Raw genomic sequence first — 22381 nt, forward strand, 5'->3', positions numbered from 1 at the left:
TCCTTGGTGCCGCAGGCCTTGGGCCCGAACATCCCGAACGTACCGAAAGTCCCGAGAGGACCTTCCCGCGTGACCTCGACACTTCCCGCGGTGACCACGTCCACGGTCCCCGCGACGCGACCCGCCGCGCCCGGCATCGTCCACGACCACCCGCCGCTCCGGCGGCTGCGCACCTCGCGCGCCGACCTGCTGCTGTGCGGCGCCCTGCTGCTGGCGATCATCGTCGTGCAGGGCTGGAACATCACCGACTACCCGACCCTCAGCGACGACGAGGGCACCTATCTCGCCCAGGCGTGGGCCGTGCAGCAGGGCAAGGGCCTCGCGCACTACACGTACTGGTACGACCACCCGCCACTGGGCTGGATCCAGATAGCCGCCCTGACCTGGATCCCCGCCCACATCAGCCCTTCGCTGATGACGGTCGGCTCGATGCGCGTCGCGATGCTCGTGATCAGTGCCGCCAGCGCGGTCCTGCTGTACGTCCTCGCGCGCCGTCTCTCGCTGCCGCGCTGGGCCGCGGGCCTCGCGATGGTGCTCTTCGGGCTCTCCCCGCTGTCGGTGGTGCTCCAGCGCGAGATCTTCCTCGACAACATCGCGGTGATGTGGACGCTGCTCGCGTTCTGCCTCGCCGCGTCCCCGAGCCGGCACCTCTGGCACCACTTCGGGGCGGGCATCGCGGCCGCGGCCGCCGTGCTCACCAAGGAGACGATGCTCGTCGTCCTGCCCGCGCTCCTGGTCACCATGTGGCGCCACGGCCACCGCGACACCCGCAAGTTCGCGCTCACCGGAGCCATCACCGCCTGCGTCCTGATCGGCCTCGCGTACCCGCTGTTCGCCCTGCTCAAGGGCGAGCTGTTCCCGGGCGCGGGCCATGTCTCGCTCTGGGACGGCATCACGTACCAGATGAGCCGCCCCGGCTCCGGCTTCCTCCTCGACCCCGGCTCCGGCTCGTACGGCGTGCTGCACTCCTGGCTCTACTACGACCGGGTGCTGATCATCGGAGGCCTCGCCGGAGCGCTGCTGCTCCTGGCCACCTGGCGCTGGTCCGTCACCGCCCGCGCCCTCGCCGGACCCGCCCTCACGGTGGCGATTCTCGCCCTGGTGGCGCTGCGCCCGAGCGGCTATCTGCCCGCGATGTACATCATCCAGGCGCTGCCGTTCCTCGCGCTGGTCCTCGCCGGAGGCGCCGCCAGCCTCTCCCATCTGGTGCTGCGCAGGTGGCGGAGCGACGAGGAGAAGCCGTACGTCACCTGGGGACGGCGGGTGACGGCGGCCACGCTCGTGGCGGTCGCCGCGCTCTATGTGCTGCCGCACTGGTACGACGGCGACCGCACCGCCGTGACCGCCGACGCCAACGCCCCCTACCGGGCGGCGGCCACCTGGCTGAAGACCGAGGTCCAGGACCCGGCGGACACCCGGGTCCTGGTCGACGACGCCCTCTGGCTCGACCTGGTCCACGACGGCTACCGGCCCGGGCTCGGCGTCATCTGGTTCTACAAGGCGGACCTCGACCCCGCGGTGACCAAGACGATGCCGCGCGGCTGGAAGGACATCGACTACGTGGTCGCCTCCCCGACGGTGCGGCGTGACGCGGTCGACCTGCCCAACGTCAAGGCGGCCATCGAGCATTCGACGCCGGTCGCCACCTTCGGCGAGGGCGCCGACCGGATCGAGATCCGGCGGATCGACGAGAGCACGGGAAACACCATGACCACGACGACGTCCGGGGGCAGTCGATGAGCAGTTTCGAGAGCACCGTCCCCGAGGAGCTCGGCGATCCCGCCGTACGCGCCGCCGAAGTTCCCGAGCCGGGCGCCGTCACCATCGTCGTACCGACGTTCAACGAGTCCGCGAACGTGCGGGAGTTGCTCCAGCAGATCACCGAGTCGGTGCCCGCGCGGCTGCCCTGCGAGGTCGTCTTCGTCGACGACTCCACGGACGACACACCCGAGGTCATCCGTGAAGCGGCGAAGGACTGCCCTTTCCCGGTGACGGTCCTGCACCGGGAGGAGCCGGTCGGCGGACTCGGCGGCGCGGTCGTCGAGGGGATGAAGGCGGCCGGGTCCGACTGGATCGTCGTCATGGACGGCGACTGCCAGCATCCCCCCTCGCTGGTACCGGAGTTGGTCGCCACCGGTGAGCGGGCGAACGCCGGGCTCGTCGTCGCCAGTCGGTACATCAAGGGCGGCAGCCGCGAGGGCCTCGCGGGCGGTTACCGCATCGCCGTCTCGCGCGGCGCGACCTGGCTGACCAAGACGCTCTTCCCGCGCCGGCTGCGCGGTATCACCGACCCGATGAGCGGCTTCTTCGCCATCCGCCGCAGCGCGGTCACCGCCGAGGTCCTGCAACCGCTCGGCTACAAGATCCTCCTCGAACTCGCCGTCCGCAGCCGTCCCCGCGCGGTCACCGAGGTGCCCTTCGTCTTCCAGGACCGGTTCGCGGGCGAGTCCAAGTCGACCGCGCAGGAGGGCTTCCGGTTCCTGCGTCACCTCGTCGGGCTGCGCACCGCCTCGCCGGTCGCCCGGATGGTCGTCTTCGGTCTGATCGGCGCCACCGGCTTCCTGCCGAACCTGATCGGCCTGTACGCGCTCACCGCCGCCGGCATGCACTACGTACCGGCCGAGATCCTCGCCAACCAGTTCGGCGTCGCCTGGAACTTCCTGCTCATCGAGCATCTGCTGTTCCGCGAGCGCCGAAAGCACCGCAGCTGGTGGGACCGGGGGGGCCGGTTCGCGCTGCTCGCCAACGCCGACCTGGTGCTGCGCATCCCGCTGATCGCCCTGTTCGTCGGCCACTTCGGGATGGGCGCCCTGTCCGCCACCGCGCTGGCCCTGGTGATGACCTTCGTCCTGCGCTTCGTGGGCACCGAGGCGCTGGTCTATCTGCCGCGCCGCAGCAGTGGGGCCCCGGACGGGAGCCGTAGCCGCACAACAAGGAGAGCCGCGTGAAACATCTCGCACGACCCAGACGGAGAACCTCACTGCTGGCGGTGGCGGGCCTGGCCGCCGGGCTGCTGCTCGTCTCGCCCCAGCCCGCCTCCGCCGCCAACCTCGTCACCAACCCGGGTTTCGAGACCGACGGCACGGACGGCATGCCGTACTGCTGGGAGAAGTCCGGCTGGGGCGACAACGACTTCACCTTCGCCACCGTCGCCGACTCCCACTCCGGCTCCAAGGCCATGAAGGTCACGCTGACCCGGCGCGTCGACGGCGACCGCAAGGCCCTCATCACGGAGTCCGCGACCTGCGCGCCGGTGGTCACCGCGGGCAAGCAGTACGACCTCGGCCTCTGGTACAAGACGACGACGCCCGACGCCGCGATCACGCTCTTCCGGCACGACACCACGGCGGGCTGGCAGTACTGGACCGACCTCAAGACGCTGGACATGGCGGCGGGCTGGACGCAGGCGAGCGTCCGTACGCCCGCCGTCCCGGCCGGTACCGACCGCATCACCTGGGGCGTCTCGGTGTACGGCACCGGCTCGGCGACCACCGACGACTACACGATGGAACAGGTCTCCGACCCGATCCCGCCGGCCACCTGCACCGCCGGCGCCGACGAGTGCGCCAACGGCCGCTGGGACGTGCTGCCCACGCAGAACCCGGTGCGCTCCATGCACTCCGTCGTCCTCAACAACGGCAAGGTGCTGCTGATCGCCGGGTCCGGCAACAGCGAGGAGAACTTCGACGCGGGCACGTTCACCAGCGCGGTCTACGACCCGGTGAAGGGCACGTACAAGGTGATCCCCACGCCGAAGGACATGTTCTGCTCGGGTCACGTCCAGCTCGCCGACGGGCGGGTACTGGTGATGAGCGGCAACAAGGCGTTCCCGGTCGCGGGCGGGCACGGCTACGAGGGGTACAAGGACTCGTACATCTTCGACCCGGTCACCGAGACGTACAGCAAGACCAACGACCTGAACGACGGCCACTGGTACCCGTCGGCCACCGAGCTCGGCAACGGTGACGTCATCTCGTTCGGCGGACTGCGCGAGGACTCCACGGGGTCGGTGACGGCCGAGCGCTGGTCGGCGGCGCAGCAGAAGTGGCTGCCGTTCACGCAGGTCAACCAGACCTGGTCGTACTGGGGTCTGTACCCGTCGATGATCCTGATGCAGGACGGGCGGCTCTTCTACTCGGGCAGTCACGTCTTCGGCAACGGCACGCCCGGCACGGGTTCGGCGATCTACGACTACGACGCGAACACCGTCACGGCGGTCCCCGGGCTCCAGAGCAAGGACGAGCGCGACCAGTCCGCGAGCGTGCTGCTGCCCCCGGCCCAGGACCAGAAGGTGCTGACGATCGGCGGCGGCAACATCGACTCCAACCCGGAGGCGAACCGGCTCACCGACATCATCGACCTGAAGGCCGCGAACCCGGCGTACACGGTCGGCCCGCAGATCCCGCAGGGCACGGTCGACCTCGGCAACGGCAAGGTCGCCGAGACCGGCAACCAGGGCAAGATGTACGTCTCCGCCGTGCTGCTGCCCGACGGCAAGGTGCTGGAGACGGGCGGTGGCCTGCACAACCGCGCCAACCCGGTGTTCGAGGCGTCGATGTTCGACCCGGCGACCTCCACCTTCGATCCGGTGGCCGCCGACCCCGAGGCGCGCGGCTACCACTCCTCCGCGTTCCTGCTGCCCGACGGCCGGGTGATGGCCACCGGTGACAACCCGGGCAACGGCACCTGGAACCACAACGTGTCCATCTACACCCCGCCCTACCTCCTCAAGGGCACCCGTCCGACGATCACGTCGGTGATCGACAACGAGTGGGTGTACGGGGACACGCAGCGCATCACGGTCGACCGGCCCATCGTGCAGGCCGAGCTGATCCGCCCGGCCGCGGTGACGCACTCCTCCGACCCGAACCAGCGTTTCGTGGACCTGCCCCTGTCGGTGGACGGCAACAACGTCGACCTGAACGTGACGAGCAACCCCGACATGGCCCCGCCCGGTTGGTACATGCTCTTCGCGGTCGACGCGGGCGGGGTGCCCTCGGTCGCCAAGTGGGTGCACCTCCAGGGCCCCGCCGCCCTGGCCACGGACACCGCCTCGGCGCATGTCCACTCCTTCGCCGACTCCCTTGAGGGCACGGTCACCAAGGGCGGCAAGAAGCGGACCTCGCAGAAGGTCAGCACGACGATCTCCGGCTGCGACCGGCACTACGGCACGATCAACGTCTGTGTGCCGACCGTCTTCCCGGACGGCGTCAAGAAGACGACGGCCTCGCGCTGCGCGTGGCTGAAGACGAACGACTACGGCCGCCTGAAGGTCAACGGCAAGGACGACCCGCTGGGTCTCGACCCGAACAAGGACGGGCTGGCCTGCGGAGCCAAGGATCTGAGGCGCCGCTAGGCATCCAGGGCCTGTCCGCCGGGCAGGTCCTGGCTTCCGAACTCGGTGAGGGCGCGCTCCACGATGGTCTCCAGGCTGTCGTGGTGCGCGCCCTTCCAGTAGGCGCGCCCGCACTCCTGACACTGCGCGAACACGTCGTAGGACCGCTCGGTGCCGCCTTCCAGCTGGTCCACGACCTGCTCCTTGGTGGCCTCCTCGAGCAGGCCGTTGCAGGCGGTGCAGCGTGTCCAGGGCCTCAGCTCGGGCGCGAACCGGCCCAGCACGTCACGGAGTTGGTCATCGGGCCGGGTGCTGTAGATGAACGCGCCCGCCCACAGCTCGCGGCGGCGCAGCAGGCCCCGGTCGCGGCTGAGCATCACGCGCCGTTCGGCGGCGGAGCGCGCGGCGAGGGCCGGGTCGCCGATGTCCGTCGACTCGTACGCCGCGTCGACCCCGAGGAGGCGCAGCCGCCGCGCGAGGGTGCCGAGGTGGACGTCGAGGAGGAAGCGGAGCGGGGCGCCGGGAACCCGCTGCGGGCGCCCGACCGCCCGTACGTCGACGCTCTCGCCGGCCCCCGGGAGGTGCGAGACGGGCACCTCGCGGCCGTCCACGACGAGGGCGCCGACCTCGGTCAGCGGGACGCCGAGCGACTCGACGACATGCCCGAGGGTGGAGGAGCCGTCGGTGGCGACCGCCGAGGCTCCTGAACGGCGCCCGTGCGGTACGAACATCCCCAGCTCGGGGGCGAAGGCGACATGGATCTCCGGTCCGTTCACCCGGTCAGGATGTCACGCCTGAGAGCCCTGGCCTCAGGGGTTTTCGGCGGAGAGGCCGTGTTCCAGGACGTCCATCGTGCGGTCCACCAGGTCCTTGAAGTCGTCCCGGTGGTCGTTCTCCGCCCAGTACAGGGACGTCTCCATCAGGCCGCCGATGATCGCCATCGCGTAGACCCGCACCTCCAGGCTGTCCGGGTCCCGGCCGGTGCGCTCGCCGATGGCCTGGCAGAGCATGCTGCCGGTGACCGACATGCTCTCCATCATCCGCGAGCGCACCGCCGGGACCTGGACCATCAGGTGGGTGCGCAGCCGGGACATCTCGGGGTCGTCCTTGAGGCCGAGCCGGATGGCCTTCTGCATGACGTACCGGAGGGTGTCCATCCACGGCTCGTCCTTGGGCCGGGCCCGCAGCTCCTCCAGGATGAGCGGGTCGAACTCGTCCGTGAGGACGATGTCCTCCTTGGTGGGGAAGTAGCGGAAGACGGTCGACGGTGACACCTCGGCGCTCTCGGCGATCTGCTCGATCGTCGTCGCGTCGTACCCCTGTTCCCTGACGAGCGCGTACGTTGCGGTGCGGATCGCCTCGCGGGTCTTGATCTTCTTCCGCTCGCGCAGGCCCAGCTGAGGGCGGTCGGCGGGGCTGAAGGGGGAGGGTGCGGCCGTCATGCTGTTCATTGTCCGGCATCCGCCGAAGCGGTGGCCATGGCCGGGTCCTCGTCCTCCTTCGTGGCGTGCGTGACCGGGGTGTTCGGCAGGAGTGCCGCGGCCAGCAGGGCGGTGACGAGGGCCGCGATGCCGCACACCAGCAGGACCAGGCCCATGCCGTGGACGTATGCGCTGTTCGCGGAGGCCGCGAGGTCGGCCGAGCCTGCCTTCTGGGCGACGATATGGGCCGCGACCACGGACTCCCCGGCGGTGTCGGCGGCCTTCGCGGGCAGACCGGTGACGTCGAGGCGGTCCCGGAAGGTGCTCGCCAGCAGGCTGCCGAGGAGGGCGATGCCGATCGCGGCGCCTACCTGGCGCGTCGTCATGAGGAGCCCGGCGCCGCTGCCGGCCCGGTCGCGGGGCAGGGCGCCGAGGGCGCCGTCCATCGCGGGGACGACCGAGAAACCGAAGCCGAAGCCGGTGATCGACAGCCACAGCGCGGTGAAGCCGTAGCCCGAGTCGACGGTCGTACGGCTGCCGAGGAGCGCGGCGAAGGCCAGCACCACCAGGCCCGCGCAGACCACCGCGCGGGAGCCGAACCGGGCGACGACCGGCTGGGCGGCCCGGGCCGCGACGATCAGGCCGCCCATCATGGGCAGCAGCCTGACGCCGGTGCCGAGGGCGTCGTTGCCGAGCACCGCCTGGAGGTACTGCGGCAGCACGAACAGCAGGCCGGACAGGACGAACATCACCAGGGTCGCCGCGAGCGTGTTGAACAGGAACCCGCGGTGGCCGAGCAGTGACATGTCGAGCATGGGGCGTTCCATGCGCCGCTCGCGTAGCACGAGGGCGGCGATGAGGACCGCGGCTCCGGCGAGCATGCCCACGATCAGCGGGTCGCCCCAGCCGCGGCTGGGCGCCTCGATGATCGCGTAGATGAGGGAGCCGAGGCCGGCCGCCGTGAACGCGGTGGAGAGGGTGTCGACCTTGGGGGAGGCGGGGTCGCTGGTCTCGGGGAGCAGGAAGACGCAGGCGGCGATGCCGATCGCGGCCATCGGGATGTTGACCAGGAAGACCGAGCCCCACCAGAAGTGGTTGAGCAGCCAGCCGCCGATGATCGGGCCCAGCGGCAGGCCGAGCGACGAGGCGGCCGAGATGATGCCGACGGCCTTGGTGCGCTCGTCGGGGCCGAAGAGCGAGGGCAGTACGGACAGGGCGAGCGGGGTGATCAGGGCCGCGCCGACGCCCATCACCGTGCGGGCCGCGATGACCCAGTTCACGTCGCCCGCCAGGGAGCCGGCCACGGAACCGGCGAGGAAGATCCCGAGCCCCACGACCAGCATCCGGCGCCGTCCGAAGCGGTCGCCGAGCAGTCCCGCCGGGAGCATCAGAGCGGCGAAGACGATCACGTACGCGTCCGCCATCCACTGCTGCTGGCCGGTGGTGGCGCCGAGTTCGCCCGCCATCGTCGGCAGGGCCACGTTGAGGATCGTCGTGTCGAAGCCGAGCGTGAGCATGCTCGCGACCAGGGCCCCGAGGGCCCACCAGCGGCGCGGGTCGCGCCGCACACCGTCGTCTTGAGTGACAGTAACCATGAAATGAGAGTAGCTGTCAAAAGGCGGTGGATGTCAATGGGGGCTAACTGTCAGGGCATACGAAAATGGCCACGGCTCGGAAGCCGTGGCCATGAGGAGAGGAAGGGGGTGTGTCACCCGTGCTGGTAGGCCACCAGTGAGATGCCCACGTAGTGCACGACGAACGCCGCGAGGGTGAGGGAGTGGAAGACCTCGTGGAAGCCGAACCAGCGGGGTGAGGGGTTGGGGCGCTTGATCCCGTAGATCACACCGCCCGCGCTGTAGAGCAGTCCGCCGACGATCACCAGGACCAGCACGGCGATGCCGCCCGTGCGCATGAAGTCCGGGAGGAAGAAGACGGCCGCCCAGCCCATCGCTATGTAGCAGGGGGTGTAGAGCCAGCGCGGGGCGCCGACCCAGAACACCCGGAAGGTGATCCCCGCCGCCGCGGCGGCCCAGATGCTCCACAGGAGCCACTGCCCCTTGGCGCCGGGGAGCAGCAGCATCGTCAGTGGTGTGTAGGTGCCGGCGATGATCAGGAAGATGTTGGCGTGGTCGAGTCTGCGCAGCACGCCGTCCATCCGCGGGCTCCAGTTGCCGCGGTGGTAGAGCGCGCTCACTCCGAACAGGAGGCAGGCCGTCAGCACGAAGATCCCGCAGGCGATGCGGGCCCGCGTGGAACTGGCCAGAGCGGTGAGGACCAGACCGGAGATCAGGACGGCCGGGAACATGCCGAGGTGCAGCCAGCCGCGGAGCTTGGGCTTGACCGGATGCGACGGGGAGAGCGCTGCGGGACTGCGGCCTGCGGCCGGCGAGTCCGTGGGCGCGTCGGGGACGGGCGCAGTCATAGGCGGAATCCTACCTACGGAACCGTAAGTTACGTGTCAGTACGGCGCACTGAACAGCCAAGAGTGGCCATGTTCTCACGAGTGCGGCGTGAGGCGGCGTCCACGCAAAAGAACCTTCAGCTGAACCCAACGTGTACGCAAAGAATCACGGATACACGTGGCGATGGTCACTCCGCTCACGTGTGCGGCCCTCTGGACATATGGGCGAACCCGTCGGATGATCAAATGAGTGCGGTCGGCACCGGATGAGCGCCATGGGTATCCACACCCCCGAAGCATCCGGGTCGCAGCCCCCACGGGGCCTCAATAAAAAACCCCTCATCTAGGAGCAATCGTGGCGCGCGACATCGCGGCTCCCTCCACCGTCCCCACCCAGCACAAGGAACTGATCTCGTGGGTCAACGAGATCGCAGAACTGACCCAGCCGGACAACGTGGTCTGGTGTGACGGATCCGAGGCCGAGTACGAGCGCCTGTGCGAGGAGCTCGTTCACAAGGGCACCTTCAAGAAGCTTGATCCGATCAAGCGCCCGCATTCCTACTACGCCGCTTCCGACCCGACCGATGTCGCGCGGGTCGAGGACCGGACGTTCATCTGCTCCGAGAAGGAGGAGGACGCGGGCCCGACCAACCACTGGAAGGCGCCCGCCGAGATGCGGGCCATCTTCACCGGAGAGGGAGAAGGCCTCGCGGGGGAGAAGGGCGTCTTCCGCGGCTCGATGAAGGGCCGGACGATGTACGTCGTCCCGTTCTGCATGGGCCCGCTCGGCTCCGACCTCTCCGCGATCGGCGTCGAGATAACCGACTCCGCCTACGTCGCCGTGTCCATGCGCACCATGACCCGCATGGGACAGCCCGTCCTCGACGAGCTCGGCACCGACGGCTTCTTCGTGCGTGCTGTGCACACGCTCGGAGCGCCGCTGGCCGAGGGCGAGGCGGACGTGCCGTGGCCGTGCAACTCCACCAAGTACATCTCGCACTTCCCCGAGTCCCGCGAGATCTGGTCGTACGGATCGGGCTACGGCGGCAACGCGCTGCTCGGCAAGAAGTGCTACGCCCTGCGCATCGCGTCCGTCATGGCGCGGGACGAGGGCTGGCTCGCCGAGCACATGCTCATCCTCAAGCTGACCCCGCCGCAGGGCGAGTCCAAGTACGTCGCCGCCGCCTTCCCGAGCGCCTGCGGCAAGACCAACCTCGCCATGCTGGAGCCCACCGTCTCCGGCTGGACGGTCGAGACGATCGGCGACGACATCGCGTGGATGCGGTTCGGCGAGGACGGCCGGCTGTACGCGATCAACCCCGAGGCCGGTTTCTTCGGCGTCGCGCCCGGCACCGGTGAGCACACCAACGCCAACGCGATGAAGACGCTGTGGGGCAACTCCGTCTTCACCAACGTCGCGCTCACCGACGACAACGACATCTGGTGGGAGGGCATGACGGAGGAGACTCCGGCCCACCTGACCGACTGGAAGGGCAACGACTGGACGCCGGAGTCCGGTACGCCCGCCGCCCACCCCAACGCCCGCTTCACCGTCCCCGCCTCGCAGTGCCCGATCATCGCGCCCGAGTGGGAGGACCCCAAGGGCGTGCCGATCTCGGCGATCCTCTTCGGCGGACGCCGCGCCACCGCCGTACCGCTGGTGACGGAGTCCTTCGACTGGAACCACGGCGTCTTCCTCGGCGCCAACGTGGCCTCCGAGAAGACCGCCGCCGCCGAGGGCAAGGTCGGCGAGCTGCGCCGCGACCCCTTCGCCATGCTGCCGTTCTGCGGCTACAACATGGGCGACTACATGGGGCACTGGGTCGACGTCGCCAAGGACAAGGACCAGGCGAAGCTCCCGAAGATCTACTACGTGAACTGGTTCCGCAAGAACGACGCGGGCAAGTTCGTGTGGCCGGGCTTCGGCGAGAACAGCCGTGTCCTGAAGTGGATCGTGGACCGCCTCGACGGCCGCGCCGAGGGCGTCGAGACTCCCATCGGCATCCTGCCGGCCAAGGGCGCCCTGGACACCAAGGGACTCGACCTCACCGAGGCCGACCTCGACTTCCTGCTCACCGTCGACAAGGACGTGTGGCGTGAGGAGGCGGCGCTCGTGCCCGAGCACCTCAACACCTTCGGCGAGCACACCCCGAAGGAACTGTGGGACGAGTACCGCGCGCTGGTGCGGCGCCTGGGCTGAGTTCCGAGTGGACGGCGGCCCCGCGGCCGCCGTCCACCCCTGAACTCCGCGGCCGGTCCGACTTGCCCTGACCTGCGACGTCGCCAAGACCGGCCGCGGTGACCGAGGCGAGGCCGGGAGGTCTCTCGCCGTACGCGAACGCCGGAGGGGGCACAGCGAATACCCGCCCACGCTGTCGGCGGAGTACGCCGACATCGAGTTCGAGAACAACGCGCAGCGCCTGCCGCTGGTGCTCTGTCTCGACACCTCCAGCTCCATGGCGGGGGCGCCGGTCCAGACGCTCATCAACGCGCTCATGGAGTGGACCCGGGAACTGCACGACGACGTCAGCCTCAGCTACCGCGTCGAGGTCGCCGTCATCACCTTCGGCGGCCAGGGCGTCGGCGCCTGGCGCGGACCCCAACTCCTCGACCCGCGCGCCCCGGTGAGCCCCTTCGTGCCGGCCCACCTCTTCCGGCCGCCCCGGCTCACCGCGGCCGGGGTGACGCTGATGACCGAGGCGCTGGAGCTGTCGATGCACATCGCCGCCGCCCGCAAGGCCGAGCTGCGCGCCTCCGGCCTTCAGCACTACCGGCCGCAGATCTGCCTGGTCACCGACGGGCTGCCGACCGACGGCACGGGCCACCTCACCGACTCCTGGCACCGGTTGATCCCAGTCCTCGCCGAGGAACAGCGCGCCCGCCGCTTCCGGCTCTACGCGACAGGCGTCGGCGGCATCACCGACATGGGCGAACAGGTCCTCCAGGCCTTCGCGCCCAAGTTCCACGCCCGCCTCCAGGGCTTCCCCTTCCGCGAGCTGCTGCAGATGATGTCCGCCAGCGCGAACGCCGAGCAGGGGACGGCATGTGGTTCCTGAACGCCACCTGCGAGGTTCCCGAAGCGCCGCTGGACACCGATCCGGTGGACTTCCTCGGTGTCGACCTGGGCATCGTCAACATCGCCACCACGTCCGACGGCGAGATCATGGCCGGACGCGAGCTCAACCGGATCCGCACCCGGGAGCGCACACTGCGCACCAAGCTGCAGAAGAAGAACACCCCGTCCGCCAGGCGTCGGCTGAAGAAGCGGCGGCGCAAGGAGGCGCGGCGGGCCAGGGACATCAACCACAAGATCGCGAAGCATGTGGTGGCCGAGGCTGAACGCACCGGTCGCGGAATCGCCCTGGAAGACCTGACGGGCATCCGTGAACGGGTACGGCTTCGCAAGCCCCAACGGGCCACCCACTCCAGCTGGGCCTTCGCCCAGCTGGGGCAGTTCATCGCGTACAAGGCCCGCCGGGCGGGAGTGCCGGTGGTGCACGTCGATCCGGCGTACACCTCCCGCACCTGCGCCGAATGCGGGCACATCGACAGAGCGAACCGGGTCTCCCAGGCTTGGTTCGCGTGCCGGTCCTGCGGATTCGTTGATCATGCAGACCGGAACGGCTCCCGCAACATTCGCGCGCGAGCGCGGGCGTTGTGGCGACGCGGGGCGCAGTCAACCGCCCCAGACCCACCTCCCGCACCCGGGCGTGGGACAGGACGCAAACGCAGCACCACAGCCAGTGGCGCCCGTTGTGCAAGCCCGGGACTTTAGTCCCGGGTTGTTGACCCAGTTCAAGACCCAGCGCCCGGCCTGGGAATCCTGACCGATGGCGGACAGGGGCGGGACGAAGAAGGGCGAGCGGGGAGTCGCCGTGGCGCGTGCACGGTATGAGCGTCGAGGGCGACCGGCACCGCCGCCAGGGCCTGCCCTGCCAGGACGCCTGCGCGTACACGGAGTCGCCGTCGGTGGTGGTGCTCGCGGTCGCGGACGGCGCGGGCAGTCGGCCGCGCTCCGACGAGGGCTCCCTGCTCGCGGTGGAACTGGCCGCCGAGCACTTCGGACGGCGGGCGGCCGCGGCGGCGGACGGCGGACCTGGAACCGCCGTGCGTGAACTGCTCGTGGACGCCTTCCACGACGTCAGCAAGGTGTTTCTGGACACGACCGGCGCGCACGCCCCCGACTTCGCCACCACCCTCACCGTCGTGGTGCTCACTCCGGGCTGGCTGGGCCATCTGACCCTGGGCGACGGCTTCGTCGTCGTACGCGCCGGTACGGAGGACGGCGAGCGGCAGTTCCATCTGCTGCCGCAGGCCGCCGAGGCCAGCGAGTACAGCAACGAGACGGTGTTCCTCACCTCACCGGACGCGGCCCGCTGGGTGCGCACCGACTGTGTGTCCGACCCCGGGATCGACGGGGTGCTGCTGTCCACCGACGGACTCGCGCAGGCCGCGCTCAACCGCTCGGCCGGCGGCGCGTCGAGCCCCAACGCGTCCTTCGCCGACGCCGTCTTCCGCTCCCTGGACGCTCCGGGACCGGTGTCGGACAACGCGCACGAGGCACTGGCCGCGCTGCTGAGGTCGGACCGGCTGACCGCGCTGAACGCCGACGACAAGACCCTGCTGCGGGCCGTCCGCAAGGCGCGCCCATGAGCGGCCTGACCGTGTTCCTGGACGGCAAGCCCGTCACCCTCGCGGAACTGCCTCTCAAGGGCGGCGGCCAGGCGGCCGTCTTCCCGGTGGTCGGCGACGACGGGATCGTCGTCAAGCTCTACCGCGATCCACCAGGTCCCGAGCAGGAGCGCCGGCTGACCCGGATGCTGACCATGTCCCCGCTGGCCGCCCGCCCCACCAACGCCTTCCAGCCGCCCGAACTGGCCTGGCCCACGGCCGTCGCCCGCGGCGCGCGGGGGGAGTTCCTCGGCTATGCCATGCGACGCTTCGGCGAACCCGCGCACATCCAGCTGATCGGCCTGTTCACCCGTGCCCAGCGGCGCAAGCTCTTTCCCGAACGGGCCGATTGGCGCTTCCTGCTCGGCGTCGCCTGGAACCTCGCGTTCATGACCGCCCGCATGCACCACGACAACCTCGTCATCGGCGACTTCTCCAGCAGCAACGTCGTGGTCGACGCGAACGGCTTCGTCACCTTCCTCGACTGCGACTCCATCGCCTTCACCGACCCGGCGACCGGGGAACTCTTCCCCTGCCTGATGCACACCACCGACTACTCGCCCCCCGAGCGCCAGGCGGGCGGCCCGGCCGGCCGCGCCACCGACGACTTCGCCCTCGCGGTCCTCGTATACCAGCTCCTGACGGCCGGCAACCACCCCTTCGGGGGCGTCCCGCACGACAGCGCGTCCGAGTCGACCGTCCAGGACAACATCGCCGCCAGCTGCTCGTACGTGGTCCGCCCCGAGCGGGTCGTCATCCCGCGCGGGACCGTCGACCCCTCCGTCCTGCCGCCGGACCTGCTCACCCTGGCCCGCGCCGCGTTCGGCCCCGGTGTCCGCGCCCCCGCCGCCCGGCCCCCCGCGGAAGCCTGGCTGCGTGCCCTGAACAAGGAGCGCTCCCAGGTGCGGATCTGCGCCCTCCGCCCCCTGCACGCGTACGGCTCCCATCTGACGTCCTGCCCGTGGTGCACGCGGGCGGCGACCACGGGCCACGACGTGTTCAACGGGCCCGCGCCGCTCCCGCTGCCGGACCCGCCGCCGCGGGAGGAGGAGCGGCCGGACGGACGCCTGAGCCCGGCACTGAAGGTCGCCCTGCTGGTCGCGCTGGTGGTGGCCCTGGCGGTCGTCGCGAGGCAGCTGGGCGGCGGTTGATCACTGCGAGCGACCGCGGTCCTCCAGATAGCGCGTGTGCGACTCCTGGCGCCGGGCCTCGACCTCCCGCAGGGCCACCGCGAGCCGGTCCGCCTCCTCGTACAGCAGGGTGAGCTGGCGCTCCAGGTGGCGTTCCGGTGGTTCGGTGCCGGGCGTCAGCCGTGTCCACCACCGGGTCCGTACGAAGGTGTCGACGGCCTCGGGGATGTCCTGCCGTACGGCACGGGACAGCGCGTGCACGCCCTCGGGGTCCTGCGCGAGCACCTCGGCGACCCAGCCGGGATCGAGCAGCGCGGTCAGGAGCTCGGTCAGCTCGGTGAGCCGGCCCGCGGCCGCCGGGGGCAGTTCCACACCGCCCAGATACTCCCGCAGTCGGCCGAAGTCACCCCGCAGCTCCTCCAGCTGGGCCGAGGGGTCGGGGAAGTCCGGCAGCGGCGGTCGCTCCGGCGGGGCGACCAGGGCGCCCGCCCCGTACAGCCCCACGACGACGATCGGCCAGTACGGGCCCGCGACCCCCGCGAAGGTGAGGGCCAGACCGACGAGCCCGCAGGCGCTGCCGGTGAGGTTCTTGCGGGACTCCAGATACTTCAGGGGGTTCCTATTGGTAGCCACGGATCTCCTCGAAGGCGCCGTCGAGCGAACCCTTGCGGGCGTCGAAGAGGCGGCCGCCGGTCAGGTCGGCGATGTGCTGGAGCTCGCCGGGGTCGGAGTCGCCGAACAGGATCGGGAAGACCGGGATCTCCTTCTGCCCGCCCGGCAGCCGGCCGTAGAAGCCGTCGAAGTCCTCGGGGTCGGCGCCCCTAGTGTTCTCGCCGTCCGTCATCAGCACGATCGACGTGAACGTGTCGCCGCCCGCGCCCAGATGCTCGTACGCCTTCTCCAGCGAGGTGTAGATCGCGGTGTTGCCGGAGGCGCTCAGGGCCTCGGTGTCCTTGCGGATGCCGTCGAGACCGGCCCTGGGGTCCTCGGGCCGCACCACGTGCGTGTGGACGCTCTTGACCTTCGAGCCGAACGGCATCAGCGTCACCTCCTCGCGGTCGCGGAAGTCGCCCGTCAGCCCGGTGAGCGCCTTCTTCAGCCGGTCGAGCCGGCCGCCTTCCATCGAGCCGGAGGTGTCGAGGACGTAGACGGTCCGGGAGGGCCGGCGGAGCTTGTTCTCGTAGGAGTCCAGGAGCTGGTCGGCGACGGACCGGCTGCCGGGGAAGGGGAGTTCACGTCGGCGGCCGGTGTCGAGGCCGGCCGCCGGGGCGACGGAGGCGACGACCGGGCGGCGCCGCGTCTGCTGCGTGATCTCCCGCTGCACGGCCGGAGCGCGCAGCGCCTCGGTGAGGCGGCGGACACTCTCGCGGGTGTCCTTGCTGGAGGAGGCGAGCGAGGAGAGCGGGTAGTCGGCGGTCACCACGCCGTCGCGCGGGCGGATGACCGTGAGCCCCTTCATGCCCGTGAGGATCGACTCGTAGTTGAGCAGGGCGTCCACGGTGCCGCGCCGCTCGTACGCCGTCGCCAGCCAGCCCGAGGACCCCGACGTCAGTTTCTGCCCCTTGAAGAACTCCTTGAGCCGCGGGGTCGCCTTCACCACGTCCGCGTCGGTGAGCGCCGACTGTGCCCCGGACAGTCCCGAGGCCACCGAGATCAGCGTGGAGAAACCGGAGTTGGAGCGGGCCGGGTCGGTCATGCCGTACGTCAGTTTCCCGTCCGCGACGGCCTGCTCGACCTGCGACCAGGTGACGTCCTGCGGCTTCCAGCCCAGCGCGTTCACGGTCGCGGGCTTCACTCCGATCGCCACCGGGCTCGACATGATCGGAGTCTCCGAGACGACCTTCTTCGCCGCTTCGGGGCGCAGCCGCAGATAGTCGTCGGACGACAGCCACAGCGCGTCGTACGCGCCGTCCACCTTGCCCTTCGCGAGCAGGTCGACGGCGGAGAGGGTGCCCATGTAGGTGGGGCGGACCTTGATTCCGGTGTCCTTGCGGACCTGTTCGAGGATCGGCGCCATGTCGCTGAGCTCGCTGGAGGCGAGGACGCGTAGGGTGCCGGGTTCGGGGGCGTTGCTGTCGGAGTGCTGCTGCTGGTCCTGCGCCGTGCAGCCGGTGACCGCGGCGGCGGCCGTGACGGCGAGCAGGGACACGAGGGCGTAGGCCCTGCGACGTCTCACGCGGAGCCTCCTTCCAGGGCGCCCCGTGAGCGGCTGCGCTCCAAGTAGGCGCTCGCGTGCTGGAGTTCGGACGTGAGGGACTCGACGGTCGCCGCCATCGACTCGGTGGCCTGCACCTTGTACGTGTCGATGGCGTCGAGGGTGCGGTAGATCTGCTGGAAGGCGGTGCGCAGGGTCTCCGCGCCGACGGCCGGGTCGGCGGCGATGCGCTGGATCTCCCCGCTCTGGGTGGCGAGCATCTCGGCGTTGCCGCGGATCAGGTCCTCGGTCGTGCCGCGCAGGGCGTTGACCTGGTCGACGACCTTGCGCTGGTTCTCGAGGGCGGAGGCCAGCATCACGGAGATGCGCAGTGCGGACACCGTGGTGGTGGCGGCGCGGTCGACGCCCTTGATGAGCTCGTCGTTGTTGCGCCGGACCACGTCCATGGCGAGATAGCCCTGAGCGCACACCGCGAGCTGGGTCAGCAGGTCCTGGTGCTTCTGCCGGACGGGGAAGAGGACGTCGGCGCGCAGGGTGTCGGCCTGCGCGGGGTCCACGGTCTCGGCGGTGGCGATGTGGTCCTCGACCGCCGTGTCCAGGGCCTGGGTGAGGACGACGTACTCCTGGAGCTTGCCCATCGTCTCCCAGAGGCGGACGCGCTCGGTCTGCAACGCGGCGTTGTCGCGGCGCAGTTCGTCCTGGCCGCCGCGCAGCGAGCCCACGATCTTGTTCAGGGTGGCCTGCGAGGAGGCGTACTTGGCGACGTGGTCACGCAGTTTGTTGCCGCCGGGCAGCTTGGACAGGAACTTCCGCCCCTTGCTCGCGGGCAGATCGCGCGGGTCCAGGTCCTCGACCACACGGCGGAGTTCGACCAGCGAGCCCGCCACGTGCGACTGGGCGTCCCCGCCCTTGTCGGGCAGGCTGCGCAGGGTGCGCTCCAGCATGCGGTTGGACTGCGCGGCGGCGCCCCGCATCTCGCTCGCGCCGAGGCCCGCGATCTCCCCGACCTTGCCCGCGAACTCGGGCGAGCGGGCGTCGAGGGCGGCGAGCCCGCCGACGTACTCGGCCGCCCGGCGGGCCATCTCGTCCTGCACGGACGGGTCGACGGGCACCAGCCCGCCCGCCTTCTCACGGGGCACGGGCGCGACGGCCTCGGGCGGTGTGAGGGTGAAGGTGTCTTCGGTCGTCACTTGCTTTTCCCCCTAGTTCCCGGCCCGGCGCGCCATCTCGTGCAGCACCTTGTAGGCGGGCACGGGCGCCTGCCGGACGCCGGTCAGCTTCTGGTTGAGGTAGGTGGCGTGGGCGGCGGTGGCCGCCGTGAACTCCCCGGTCGCGCCCTGCGGCCGGAACCCGTGCTTGACGGCGAGCCTGCGCAGGGCCGGGTCACTGCTGAGGAGCTCACCGAGCGCGCGGCCCTCGGAAGTGAGGGGTACGACGGTGTGGTCGCTGTTCGCCGTGGTGTCCGGGTAGAGGACGGTGAGGTCACCGACGTCCTGGCCCTGGTTGAGCAGCGCGGCGACCTGCGACTCGTACACGAGCACGAGCGGGTTCCCGGCCCCGCTGATGAAGTCACGGAACGCCGCGTCCGTGCTGGACTGCTGGGCGCCCTGGACACTGACGAGCTTGTGCATGAGGGGCGCGGTGCGTCCGACGGCGGCGGTGTCGGAAGCGACCCGGCCGCCGTCCGCGACGTACGAGGCGGCGGCGAGGTAGAGCGCGCCGGAGTTGGAGGTGTTCGGATCGGTGCTGGCGATGAAGAGCGTGCCGGTCAGCTCGCCGTGCGCGGCGGCCCCCTTGAGCTGCTGCCAGGTCCGGTCCTGCCCGGCGGCCTTGAGATAGGCGGCCATCTTGAGCGTGCCGGTGCCCTTGCCGACGGTCGCGAGCCCGTTCGCCGCCAGGACCTCGGCGGCGCTGCGGTGCGCGACGACCACGAGGGGCGAGTAGAACGGGCGCGGCAGCGGCTGCCGTACGTGGAACTTGGCGGCCAGCTCGTCGGCCGGGGCCTGGCTGGAGGGGAAGGCGAAGTCGTACCCCTTGAGGTCCAGGCCGTCCATGGCCCAGGACCCGGAGGTCTCCGTCTTCACGGTGAAGCCCTTGGCAGCCAGGGCCTTCACCACGTCGGGATCGGCGAAGAACTCCGCCTTCTCCGATCCGATCACTCCTTGCACGGTCTTCGTTGCCGTGCCCTTGTCCTGATCTTCGCGGCCTGCGACGACGGCTGCTACCACGCCGCCGATCAGCAGGACCGCCAGGACGATTCCCGCGATGCGTCTCACACCGAGGAGAGTGCTCCCGGAACCCAACATTCCCGGTCGTGCCGGGTGAACGGAGGGTGTCCGACCGATCCCGGTATGCAACCGGAACGGCGGCTTCGAGCCCTGCGTGTCGGGGGACTGGCAGTACCAGGCTGTGGCGGCGGAGGGGGAGGACCATGGAGGGGTGAGCCGACGAGACCTTCGAGATCATCAGGACCATCGAGACCTTCGGGGTCATCGTGAGCACGGAGAGCTGGGTACCGCGCTGCGGTACTGGCGCGACCGGACCACACCCCAGGAGGCCGGGCTGCCGAGGGGCGGCGCGCGGCGGGCGCCCGGACTGCGCCGGGAGGAACTGGCGCAGCTCGCCGGACTCTCGGTGGACTACGTCACGCGCCTCGAACAGGGCCGGGCCACCGCCCCTTCCGGCCAGGTCGTCGGCGCGCTCGCCCGCGGTCTGCGCCTGTCGGAGCCCGAGCGCGACCACCTCTACCGGCTGGCCGGGCACGCCCCGCCCACGACCGGACACATCTCGCAGCACATCCCGCCGAGCGTGCAGCGCCTCCTGGACCAGCTGGGCCAGTCCCCGATCGGGGTGCACGACGCGGCGTACAACCTCATCTCGTGGAACCCGCTGTGGGCCGCGCTGATGGGGGACCCGTCCGGCGGGCGCGGGCGCGAACGCAACTACGTGTGGCGGCAGTTCATGGGTCTGCCCAGCCGCACCACGCACACCCCGGAGCAGGAGCGGAGGCTGCGTACGGCCCTGGTGTCGGATCTGCGGTCCGCCACCGCCCGCTATCCCGACGACCGGGGGCTGCGCTCGCTGATCGCGGATCTGCGGCGGGAGAGCGAGTCGTTCCGTGAGCTGTGGGCCTCGCACGCGGTCGGGTTCCACACGGCCGACAGCAAGGCGGTCCACCATCCCGAGGTGGGGATGATCGTCCTGGACTGCGACACGCTCGCGGTGCCGGGCGGGGACCTGCGGATCACGATCTGTTCGGCCGCGCCGGGCACGGAGGCGGCACAGCAACTGGCGCTGCTCGCGACGCTCGGGTTGCAGACGACGGCCACTGCTCTCGGCTGACCGATGGGTGTGTGGCACCCGGTCCGCACGTCGCTGCGGGTGCGCGCGGACCGGGGCCGTACAAGGGGAGCCCGGGGGCTCGGACGCGGGCTCTCAGCGAGCCGCGAGTGCGCGGGGTTCGGCGGCCGGGGCGTGGGCGTCCATGCGCTCGGCGGCCAGGATCGCGACCGCGGTGTCCGCGCGGGACGCGGCGACGACGAGGGCACGGCCGGCGAGGGCGTGGGCCCGCTCGTGGAGAGCGACGACGTGCGGCTCGCGCGCGGCGGCGGCCGACGACGCGCGGACCGGCGCCACTCCTTCCCGCAGCCGCGCCACCTGCCCGGCGAGCCGCTCGGCCGCCGCGTCCAGGTCGGCGGACGGCTCGATCGCGCGGATCTCGTCGGTCACCGCGAGGAGCGCCGCGAGGTGTCCGGCGAGCTGGATGTCCAGCTCCTCCTCGCGTGACCGGTGGGGAAAGCCGGAGGGGGTACCGGCCGTCGTGTGGACCGACTTGGTGCGGATCGGTTCGTACATGGGGACGGCCTCCTGTGCTCTTTCAGGAAGCCATCCTAGCTTGGATTTCGTCTAAAGTTGAGCCTTGTCGCACATCTTGTCGTCCCGCGCACACAGTGTGAGCGTCACGGCTGGCTGTAACCGTCCAGGAAGTTCCCGATCCGGGTGACCGCGTCGGTCAGATCGCCCACGCTCGGCAGGGTGACCACCCGGAAGTGGTCCGATTCGGGCCAGTTGAAGCCGGTCCCCTGGACGACCATGATCTTCTCCTGGCGGAGCAGGTCGAGGACCATCCGGCGGTCGTCCTTGATCTTGAAGACCTTCGGGTCGAGCCGCGGGAAGAGGTAGAGCGCGCCCTTGGGCTTCACACAGCTCACGCCCGGGATCTGGGTCAGCAGCTCGTAGGCGACGTCCCGCTGTTCCTTCAGCCGGCCGCCGGGCAGCACCAGGTCGTTGATCGTCTGCCGCCCGCTGAGCGCCGCGACCACGCCGTGCTGACCGGGCATGTTCGCGCACAGGCGCATGTTCGCGAGGATCGTCAGGCCCTCGATGTAGGAGTCGGCGTGCGCGCGGGGGCCGGAGATCGACATCCAGCCCACCCGGTAGCCCGCCACCCGGTACGCCTTCGACATGCCGTTGAAGGTGAGGGTGAGCAGGTCGGGCGCGACCGAGGCGGTCGGGGTGTGCGTGGCGCCGTCGTAGAGGATCTTGTCGTAGATCTCGTCCGAACAGACCAGGAGGTTGTGGCGGCGGGCGATGTCGGTGAGCCCGCGCAGCATCGCCTCGTCGTACACCGCGCCCGTCGGGTTGTTCGGGTTGATGATGACGATCGCCTTGGTGCGGTCGGTGACCTTGCGCTCCACGTCCGCGAGGTCGGGCATCCAGTCCGACTGCTCGTCGCAGTGGTAGTGCACGGCGGTGCCGCCGGACAGGGACACGGCGGCGGTCCACAGCGGGTAGTCCGGCGCCGGTACGAGGACCTCGTCACCGTCGTCCAGCAGGCCCTGCATCGCCATCACGATCAGCTCGGACACGCCGTTGCCGATGAAGACGTGCTCGACGTCGGTCTCGATGCCGAGGGTCTGGTTGTGCATCACGACGGCGCGGCGGGCGGCGAGCAGGCCCTTCGCGTCGCCGTAGCCGTGCGCCGTCGACACGTTCCGGAGGATGTCCTCCAGGATCTCGGGCGGGCACTCGAAACCGAACGCGGCCGGATTGCCGGTGTTCAGCTTGAGGATCCGATGACCTGCCGCTTCCAGCCGCATCGCCTCCTCGAGCACCGGGCCCCGGATCTCGTAACAGACGTTGGCGAGCTTGGTCGACTGGATCACCTGCATGACGGTGAGCTTACGGCCGCGTAACGCTCGGCGGGGGGTGTTTTCCACCACGTGAGACGTGGCGTTTTGCGTCGCTTTCTTCCCCCGCGTTGTGCCG

The 22381-nt window shown here is 70.3% G+C and carries 18 protein-coding genes and 1 pseudogene; 9 read left to right on the forward strand and 10 right to left on the reverse strand.

Translation table 11 applies throughout. The annotated features are described in order from the left end of the window. Positions 1-69: 69 nt before the first annotated feature. The 3 genes from ACIRA5_RS32215 to ACIRA5_RS32225 all read left to right on the forward strand — a co-directional run bounded on the left by ACIRA5_RS32215 (position 70) and on the right by ACIRA5_RS32225 (position 5356). Positions 70-1740, forward strand: a complete 1671-nt coding sequence (locus ACIRA5_RS32215; protein WP_403696696.1) for an ArnT family glycosyltransferase — start codon at positions 70-72, stop codon at positions 1738-1740. Then, positions 1737-2948: a glycosyltransferase gene (locus tag ACIRA5_RS32220; RefSeq protein ID WP_403696698.1), complete on the forward strand. Its 1212-nt coding sequence runs from the start codon at positions 1737-1739 to the stop codon at positions 2946-2948. The genes ACIRA5_RS32215 and ACIRA5_RS32220 overlap by 4 nt, the downstream gene beginning before the upstream one ends. A 143-nt stretch (positions 2949-3091) precedes the next feature. After that, the gene (locus tag ACIRA5_RS32225; protein WP_403697221.1) at positions 3092-5356 is read left to right on the forward strand and encodes a galactose oxidase-like domain-containing protein; all 2265 of its coding nucleotides are present in this window, start codon (positions 3092-3094) and stop codon (positions 5354-5356) included. Here the strand turns inward: ACIRA5_RS32225 and ACIRA5_RS32230 are convergent. The 4 genes from ACIRA5_RS32230 to ACIRA5_RS32245 all read right to left on the reverse strand — a co-directional run bounded on the left by ACIRA5_RS32230 (position 5353) and on the right by ACIRA5_RS32245 (position 9178). Beyond that, entirely contained in the window at positions 5353-6111 is a 759-nt protein-coding gene (locus ACIRA5_RS32230) for a Mut7-C RNAse domain-containing protein (protein WP_403696700.1), read from the reverse strand. The genes ACIRA5_RS32225 and ACIRA5_RS32230 overlap by 4 nt on opposite strands. A 33-nt stretch (positions 6112-6144) precedes the next feature. Next, entirely contained in the window at positions 6145-6786 is a 642-nt protein-coding gene (locus ACIRA5_RS32235) for a TetR/AcrR family transcriptional regulator (protein WP_403696701.1), read from the reverse strand. After that, positions 6783-8351, reverse strand: coding sequence for a DHA2 family efflux MFS transporter permease subunit (locus tag ACIRA5_RS32240; RefSeq protein WP_403696704.1), 1569 nt, complete (start codon positions 8349-8351; stop codon positions 6783-6785). Before ACIRA5_RS32240 ends, ACIRA5_RS32235 begins: the two co-directional genes overlap by 4 nt. Before the next feature lie 113 nt (positions 8352-8464). Then, on the reverse strand, positions 8465-9178 hold the full coding sequence (locus ACIRA5_RS32245; protein WP_355308810.1) for a hemolysin III family protein: 714 nt from the start codon (positions 9176-9178) through the stop codon (positions 8465-8467). A 334-nt stretch (positions 9179-9512) separates the two neighbouring features. Here ACIRA5_RS32245 and ACIRA5_RS32250 point away from each other — a divergent pair, with 334 nt between their 5' ends. The 5 genes and pseudogenes from ACIRA5_RS32250 to ACIRA5_RS32270 all read left to right on the forward strand — a co-directional run bounded on the left by ACIRA5_RS32250 (position 9513) and on the right by ACIRA5_RS32270 (position 14979). Further along, the gene (locus ACIRA5_RS32250) at positions 9513-11357 is read left to right on the forward strand and encodes a phosphoenolpyruvate carboxykinase (GTP) (RefSeq protein WP_403696708.1); all 1845 of its coding nucleotides are present in this window, start codon (positions 9513-9515) and stop codon (positions 11355-11357) included. Positions 11358-11586: 229 nt separating this feature from the next. Further along, the gene (locus ACIRA5_RS32255) at positions 11587-12213 is read left to right on the forward strand and encodes a hypothetical protein (protein ID WP_403696711.1); all 627 of its coding nucleotides are present in this window, start codon (positions 11587-11589) and stop codon (positions 12211-12213) included. After that, a pseudogene (locus ACIRA5_RS32260) lies at positions 12195-12932 on the forward strand (RNA-guided endonuclease InsQ/TnpB family protein); the annotation flags it as partial. The gene ACIRA5_RS32255 and the pseudogene ACIRA5_RS32260, both read left to right, overlap by 19 nt. 116 nt (positions 12933-13048) lie before the next feature. Beyond that, on the forward strand, positions 13049-13810 hold the full coding sequence (locus ACIRA5_RS32265) for a PP2C family serine/threonine-protein phosphatase (protein ID WP_403697224.1): 762 nt from the start codon (positions 13049-13051) through the stop codon (positions 13808-13810). Then, a complete protein-coding gene (locus ACIRA5_RS32270; protein WP_403696714.1) occupies positions 13807-14979 on the forward strand; it encodes a hypothetical protein in 1173 nt (390 codons plus the stop codon). The genes ACIRA5_RS32265 and ACIRA5_RS32270 overlap by 4 nt, the downstream gene beginning before the upstream one ends. Here the strand turns inward: ACIRA5_RS32270 and ACIRA5_RS32275 are convergent, their stop codons facing one another. Genes ACIRA5_RS32275 through ACIRA5_RS32290 form a run of 4 tightly spaced genes read right to left on the reverse strand, consistent with a single transcriptional unit; the run spans position 14980 to position 19389 of the window. Further along, positions 14980-15570, reverse strand: coding sequence for a hypothetical protein (locus ACIRA5_RS32275; RefSeq protein WP_403697227.1), 591 nt, complete (start codon positions 15568-15570; stop codon positions 14980-14982). It lies immediately after the preceding gene. 7 nt (positions 15571-15577) lie between these two features. Further along, complete coding sequence (locus tag ACIRA5_RS32280; protein ID WP_403696717.1) at positions 15578-17134, reverse strand: substrate-binding domain-containing protein; 1557 nt, start codon at positions 17132-17134, stop codon at positions 15578-15580. Beyond that, on the reverse strand, positions 17131-18303 hold the full coding sequence (locus ACIRA5_RS32285) for a toxic anion resistance protein (protein ID WP_352049841.1): 1173 nt from the start codon (positions 18301-18303) through the stop codon (positions 17131-17133). Before ACIRA5_RS32285 ends, ACIRA5_RS32280 begins: the two co-directional genes overlap by 4 nt. Positions 18304-18315: 12 nt before the next feature. Continuing rightward, entirely contained in the window at positions 18316-19389 is a 1074-nt protein-coding gene (locus ACIRA5_RS32290; protein WP_403696720.1) for a hypothetical protein, read from the reverse strand. A 232-nt stretch (positions 19390-19621) separates the two neighbouring features. Here ACIRA5_RS32290 and ACIRA5_RS32295 point away from each other — a divergent pair, with 232 nt between their 5' ends. After that, positions 19622-20455: a helix-turn-helix transcriptional regulator gene (locus ACIRA5_RS32295; protein WP_403697230.1), complete on the forward strand. Its 834-nt coding sequence runs from the start codon at positions 19622-19624 to the stop codon at positions 20453-20455. A 93-nt stretch (positions 20456-20548) separates the two neighbouring features. Here ACIRA5_RS32295 and ACIRA5_RS32300 read toward each other — a convergent pair whose 3' ends face one another. Further along, entirely contained in the window at positions 20549-20968 is a 420-nt protein-coding gene (locus tag ACIRA5_RS32300) for a hypothetical protein (protein ID WP_403696723.1), read from the reverse strand. Between the two features lie 104 nt (positions 20969-21072). Further along, entirely contained in the window at positions 21073-22284 is a 1212-nt protein-coding gene (locus ACIRA5_RS32305) for a pyridoxal phosphate-dependent aminotransferase (protein ID WP_099920887.1), read from the reverse strand. Positions 22285-22381: the final 97 nt, after the last annotated feature.

This window comes from Streptomyces sp. NPDC096311 (assembly GCF_044763085.1).
Taxonomy (GTDB): Bacteria; Actinomycetota; Actinomycetes; order Streptomycetales; family Streptomycetaceae; genus Streptomyces.

What these genes read in the sequence shown, in the direction of transcription:
- ACIRA5_RS32220 (WP_403696698.1), top strand. Translation starts at nt 1,737, where the DNA reads ATGAGCAGTTTCGAGAGCACCGTCCCCGAGGAGCTCGGCGATCCCGCC.
- ACIRA5_RS32225 (WP_403697221.1), top strand. Translation starts at nt 3,092, where the DNA reads ATGCCGTACTGCTGGGAGAAGTCCGGCTGGGGCGACAACGACTTCACC.
- ACIRA5_RS32235 (WP_403696701.1), bottom strand. Translation starts at nt 6,786, where the DNA reads ATGAACAGCATGACGGCCGCACCCTCCCCCTTCAGCCCCGCCGACCGC.
- ACIRA5_RS32240 (WP_403696704.1), bottom strand. Translation starts at nt 8,351, where the DNA reads ATGGTTACTGTCACTCAAGACGACGGTGTGCGGCGCGACCCGCGCCGC.
- ACIRA5_RS32245 (WP_355308810.1), bottom strand. Translation starts at nt 9,178, where the DNA reads ATGACTGCGCCCGTCCCCGACGCGCCCACGGACTCGCCGGCCGCAGGC.
- ACIRA5_RS32265 (WP_403697224.1), top strand. Translation starts at nt 13,049, where the DNA reads ATGAGCGTCGAGGGCGACCGGCACCGCCGCCAGGGCCTGCCCTGCCAG.
- ACIRA5_RS32270 (WP_403696714.1), top strand. Translation starts at nt 13,807, where the DNA reads ATGAGCGGCCTGACCGTGTTCCTGGACGGCAAGCCCGTCACCCTCGCG.
- ACIRA5_RS32300 (WP_403696723.1), bottom strand. Translation starts at nt 20,968, where the DNA reads ATGTACGAACCGATCCGCACCAAGTCGGTCCACACGACGGCCGGTACC.
- ACIRA5_RS32305 (WP_099920887.1), bottom strand. Translation starts at nt 22,284, where the DNA reads ATGCAGGTGATCCAGTCGACCAAGCTCGCCAACGTCTGTTACGAGATC.